The 5169-nt window shown below is 45.1% G+C and carries 7 protein-coding genes; 5 read left to right on the forward strand and 2 right to left on the reverse strand.

Annotation, left to right across the window (positions count from 1 at the left end; translation table 11 throughout):
- Positions 1–407, reverse strand: a 407-nt coding sequence (locus tag F6K49_RS34810) for a ferritin-like domain-containing protein (protein ID WP_293104021.1), incomplete at its 3' end; no start/stop codon positions are given.
- Between the two features lie 314 nt (positions 408–721).
- On the opposite strand from F6K49_RS34810, the gene F6K49_RS34815 reads away from it, so the two are divergent.
- Together F6K49_RS34815 and F6K49_RS34820 are read left to right on the forward strand one after the other, a co-directional pair.
- Positions 722–1279 carry a (2Fe-2S) ferredoxin domain-containing protein gene (locus tag F6K49_RS34815; RefSeq protein ID WP_293068185.1) on the forward strand — a complete coding sequence of 186 codons (558 nt, stop codon included), beginning with the start codon at positions 722–724 and terminating at the stop codon, positions 1277–1279.
- Positions 1280–1819: 540 nt separating this feature from the next.
- The gene (locus F6K49_RS34820) at positions 1820–2146 is read left to right on the forward strand and encodes a hypothetical protein (protein ID WP_293068188.1); all 327 of its coding nucleotides are present in this window, start codon (positions 1820–1822) and stop codon (positions 2144–2146) included.
- A 201-nt stretch (positions 2147–2347) separates the two neighbouring features.
- Here the strand turns inward: F6K49_RS34820 and F6K49_RS34825 are convergent, their stop codons facing one another.
- Positions 2348–2737: a nuclear transport factor 2 family protein gene (locus F6K49_RS34825; RefSeq protein WP_293104025.1), complete on the reverse strand. Its 390-nt coding sequence runs from the start codon at positions 2735–2737 to the stop codon at positions 2348–2350.
- Between the two features lie 390 nt (positions 2738–3127).
- Between F6K49_RS34825 and F6K49_RS34830 the strand changes: the two genes are divergently transcribed.
- From F6K49_RS34830 to F6K49_RS34840, 3 genes are all read left to right on the forward strand, one after another.
- A complete protein-coding gene (locus tag F6K49_RS34830; RefSeq protein WP_293038885.1) occupies positions 3128–3991 on the forward strand; it encodes a Tab2/Atab2 family RNA-binding protein in 864 nt (287 codons plus the stop codon).
- 82 nt (positions 3992–4073) lie between these two features.
- A complete protein-coding gene (locus F6K49_RS34835) occupies positions 4074–4202 on the forward strand; it encodes a hypothetical protein (RefSeq protein ID WP_293026424.1) in 129 nt (42 codons plus the stop codon).
- Positions 4199–5169: TldD/PmbA family protein (locus F6K49_RS34840; protein WP_293104028.1), on the forward strand; the 971-nt coding region annotated here is incomplete at its 3' end. The genes F6K49_RS34835 and F6K49_RS34840, both read left to right, overlap by 4 nt.

Genomic DNA, 5169 nt, shown 5'->3' on the forward strand with positions numbered 1-5169 from the left:
GCTTGACTGCGTACTAACTGAATGATTGACTGCTCAGCTGCTAAGTCATGCTCTACCATCTGGCGAGAGTTGTAAACTCCATCAGATTCAGGAGTGAAGCAGCACAATTCAGCTAATTTGGCAAAACTAGTAGCTGGAATTCCTCCTAGTCCATTCAAACGCTCTCCTAAGTCATGGACATGATCTTGAGCATCGTCGTAGCTTTCTTCAAAGAACTTATGCAAGGAGTAAAACTCTGCTCCTTCCACAACAAAGTGGTGTTTTTGATATTGCAGGTACAACCCTTGGAAGCTGGCTAAAGCAATGTTTAATCCTTCACAAACTGGGGTGGTAACGTTTTTTTCCAGCAAAATTGGATTGTCAGCAATTTCACCAAAGGAGCGTAGTAGACCCTGAGTTGTAGACATAATAGTGTTCTCCTATCGTTTTCATTAAGTGTAGCTTATTGCCAGGCTTTTATGTAGGCTAACACATATCATTTTATTTAACCTAGACTCTCAAAGGTCCCTAATAACACAATTTTTAACTTCTTCAGAACCTCTGTTGACGATAATTTGTGATAGATTAGTTGAGAGATATTTTCTATTAGTCACGACTCCGTGAACGGGATTTGTCTTGGTTAAATCGGATTAAACCCAGCACATTGCCAAGATTCAGTCCACAAAAATGGCCATTTTTAAGGTTGATTAAAGAAAAACAGTTTTCCTAGAGGTAAATAACTATGTCTAAGTTGAAAGAGCCAGTCTCAGAGTTTAGTGTAGTAGGACAGTTATTAGACTTTGTCATTAAGGATGGCTATAAAATCAAGTACTTAAGAATTACTGTTTCAGATATCGAATATTGGATTAAGTTATCTAAACCTCTCAGAGAGAACTTAGATCCAGCCATTATCCCTGGGGCGTGGATTGAGGTGAGTGGCACCAGTAAACTAAAGCTCAAAACTGGAAAACTTAAACTGAAAGCCTATGAGGTGAACCTTGCTGCTCCCCCCCACCAGCAGCCAACAACTGTTTTGGTTCCCAAAACTCCCACCCGCAAAGCGAGCATTTTAGTTTGTCAGAAATCCAGTTGTCGGAAACGGGGGGGTCAAGCGGTCTGTAATGCGATCGCATCGAGTTTAAAGGACCATGGTTTAGAAGACCAAGTCAAGATTAAAGAAACTGGCTGCCTCAAACAGTGCAAACATGGCCCTAACCTAGTGATGATGCCAGACAAAGCTCGCTACAACCAAGTGGCTCCCCAGCAAATTCCCACCCTGATCGAACGACACTTTGTCTAAAACATTGCTCTAGTATTAATCATGGGGAGATGGGCAGGATGGTTTGATTCTCCTAAGCACGCCCTCAGGCTAAAGCCTGGGGTGACATGAGTCTAGTCCACCTAGGTGACGAAATTTTTCTTTTATACTCGACACGGGCATCAACTCTGCTTTCTATCTTTTCTCCCCTCTGATTAATACCAAGTTGCCTTCATACCTAGCACTTTCTTCCCATCACCCCATCACCCCATCACCCCATCACCCGATCTCCCTATCGATTTCCCTAGCATTGAGGTGATTCGCCAACAGGAGCATAACTTGCTATGGAGGGTTTTCAAGTTTTTCAAAAAATAATTGATAATTTTTTTTGTTTATGTGATAATCTACTCTGTAAAGACGATACTCTATATCTCTAGTGGCAAACGCCATAACATTGGTAATTGGGGGTTAAAAGGAATAAACTCTTCCCCAGTTACCTGTTCCTGAACCCTATAGGGGATTCGGTTTTCCTGGAAATCTATTACTAAAAATTATTAATAAGCAAACGTTGAGTTATCGATCATGGACGATAAAAACAATCCGGATAGCCAACAGAACCCTTCCCAAAAGTCGGGAAATTGGAAATTTACGTTTTTAGGGGGAATGTCCCAAACTGGGCCTTCAGACGATAACCAGGCAAAACTGCCCCAGACGTTTGCTAATCAAGAATCATTTCCGTTAGCCCTGTCTCAGGTTGGCGATCGCGTCCAGATTCTTGGCTTCAAAACCCAAAAGATGGTCAATCAATTCCACACCAGAGGGTTGACCCCAGGAGCAGAACTTCAGGTGATCAGCCGTACTTCTAGTGGTTCAGTGATGTTGCTGTGCAAGATTATTACATTGGCTTAGGGTCAGCTATGGCTAACCAAATCCTAGTGACTGACTCAGAGCATTGAAGATTACTGCTGTCGGACTTACAGCAAAAACCCGCTTTCTTCAAGTAATTACACCGATTTCAGCTTTTGATTTATAGCGATGCAGCAAGGGAACAGGGGGTCCCCTCCATGAGCGACTGCATCAAGACAACCAGAAACCAGGTTTTATCTGAAGTCACCCCATCAGTGGACTGCCGTGATGATGGACCAAATACCAAGAGCCAGCCATAAGCTCAAACGTATTGGTTGCTATTGATTCTGCCTCAATCCTTCTACCCTTGCTCACTTGCAACACTTTTTCTAGCACAACAACGTAGGCAAGAGTTTCCCTGACTTCAGTAGCAATAATCTCTGGTTCAATTTCCAGGTATTGGGTATTCTTGAATATCATTTCCCAAGATGAGCTAATCTCCCGCCAACCTTTGATTACATCACGTCCGGGGTGAATACAAAGACTACCAGTGCCTTGAGACCAGACCTTACTCATGGCTTCAATGTCCTTTTTCTCAAAAGCTCTATAAAACGCTGTGTTGGCGGCTAATACGTCTGTGCGATCGCTACTCATAGTTTTTTGTTGAGTTTCACAATTGTGAATAGCTTTAATTATATATAGTTAAATCGAATTAATCACATCTAAGCAGTCAGTGGTCAGCCGTCAGCCGTCAGCCGTCAGCCGTCAGCCGTCAGCCGTCAGCCGTCAGCCGTCAGCCGTCAGCCGTTGGCACCTCAAGTATCGTGGCACAGGCTTCGACGCTGTGACCTAACCCATAGCGCATAAGCTGTTCAAGTACCGTGCGCTATGGGCATAAACTCATAGCTAATAGCTGACCGCTGATAGCTGATAGCTGATAGCTGATAGCTGATAGCTGAAAGCTGATTGCTGATTGCTGATTGCTTACGGATTGCGCTCTTGGAGCCGTATCATAAATATGGGTGAGATTATGTTAATGGTGGCATGGAAACAATTTGGGAACTCGATTTTTACTCCCGCCCAATTTTGGACGAAAATCAGAAGAAACTTTGGGAAGTCTTAATTTGCGAGAGTCCTTTGGACATCAATCTCTCACCTGAGACACTGTTTCAATACGCCAGTTGGTGTCCCAACCAGCAGGTGAATTCAATTTGGTTGGGGCAGGCTTTGGCAGATGCGATCGCAAAAGCTCAACAGCCACCAACCAAGATTCGCTTCTTTCGGCGTCAGATGAACAATATGATTACCAAAGCCTGTAATGAGCTGAATATTCCAGCTCAACCCAGCCGTCGCACCTATGCTTTGGAGCGATGGTTAAAACAAAGGATACAGGACTTTTATCCCAATCAACCGGGCTATGACCCCGCAGCCGCTGCTTCCTCATTTGTCCGTTATCAATCCCCCATCCCGAAACCATTACCCGATGCCTTGCAGGGACAGAAGTGGGCAGTTGTAAGTCTACAAGCCGCTGCCTTTGAGGAAATGAATGAGTGGGAGATTGACTTTGGTGAAGCTTTCCCGGTCTCGATCATGGACATTGCCCCAGAAACGCCCATTCCCGGTCTGATTATATTTTCCCAACGAGCTAAACCCCTAGCGGCATGGATGTCAGGTTTGGAGCTATCCTTTGTCAGACTTGACACTAGCGATGATACGCCAAAGTTCTTACTGGAAACTGGTGCCAATGATAGCTGGATTATCGCTAACCTGACCAAACCCCAAATTCTGGCAGAGGCAAAAAGCTTTGAAGAAGCAAAGCAGAAAGCTAATCTTGTCCATTTTCTGGCCGTACAATCGAGTCCAACCTCAGAACGGTTTGCCGGATTTTGGCTATGCCGGGAGTTATAAGACAAGGCAAAAGGCAACAGGCAAAAGGCAAAAGGCAAAAGGCAGAAGGCAGAAGGCAGAAGGCAGAAGCTAAAAATAAATTGTGAGTAATTTTTCTTACCTACTCCCTACTCCCTACTCCCTACTCCCTACTCCCTACTCCCTACTCCCTACTCCCTACTCCCTACTCCCTACTCCCTACTCCCTACTCCCTATTCCCTTTGCTATATGAGTGCTGAAACTATACCCCAAGAGCTGCAAGCTGAACAACTGTTAGACTTAGCAGCTAAATCAGGAGCGACTAGTGCAGAGGTTTATCAGTCGCGGACGCTTTCTCGTCCTGTGTTTTTTGAAGCTAATCGGCTCAAACAAATCGAAAGTAGTCAATCGGAAGGCACAGCGCTACGGTTATGGCGAGACGGACGTCCGGGACTAGCAGTGGGCTATGGAGCAGTGGCAGCCCAAGATTTAGTAGACCGGGCAATGGCCATGACTGCACTCAATGAACCGGAATCCATAGAACTGGCTGATGGTCCTAGCGCTAACTATTCCGACTCACCAGAAACTATACCGATAGAAGAACTAGTAGCAATCGGCTCGGATGCGATCGCATTAATTCGCGATGCCTACCCAGAAGTATTGTGTACCGCTGAGTGGGAATGGGAGTCAGAAACCACTAGCCTAATTAACTCCGAAGGATTACATTGCTCTTACACTGACACAATCCTCAGTTATTTCCTGGGGGTTGAATGGGTTAGGGGTGAAGACTTTTTAAGTGTCGGTGATGGTACAGAAATTCGATTAAGCCCATCTGAGCCCAAGGAAACCCTAAACACTAACAAAGTCCTAGAGCAAATTTTACAACGCCTCAACTGGGCAACGGAAAATGTCTCTACTCCGAGTGGTCGTGTGCCAATTTTGTTGACGTCTAAAGCAGCGGATTTGCTATGGGGCACTGTGGAAGCAGCCTTAAATGGAAAACGGGTACTTGAAAAAGCGACCCCCTGGAGTGATAGTCTAGGTCAGGTGGTTACCTCAAAAAACCTGACCCTGTTTCAACAACCCAATCCTGAATTTCCCTACAGTTGCCCCTTTGATGATGAAGGCACCCCTACCCAATCCCTAGTATTTATCAGTGAAGGGCAATTGCAACAGTTTTTTTGCGATCGCACTACCGGTCGCTTACTGGGAACTGGCAC

This window comes from Moorena sp. SIO3I6 (assembly GCF_010672095.1).

Bases quoted from the DNA above. Each gene is read 5' to 3' on its own strand.
- F6K49_RS34820 (WP_293068188.1), top strand. From the start codon at position 1,820: ATGGACGATAAAAACAATCCGGATAGCCAACAGAACCCTTCCCAAAAG.
- F6K49_RS34825 (WP_293104025.1), bottom strand. From the start codon at position 2,737: ATGAGTAGCGATCGCACAGACGTATTAGCCGCCAACACAGCGTTTTAT.
- F6K49_RS34830 (WP_293038885.1), top strand. From the start codon at position 3,128: ATGGAAACAATTTGGGAACTCGATTTTTACTCCCGCCCAATTTTGGAC.
- F6K49_RS34815 (WP_293068185.1), top strand. From the start codon at position 722: ATGTCTAAGTTGAAAGAGCCAGTCTCAGAGTTTAGTGTAGTAGGACAG.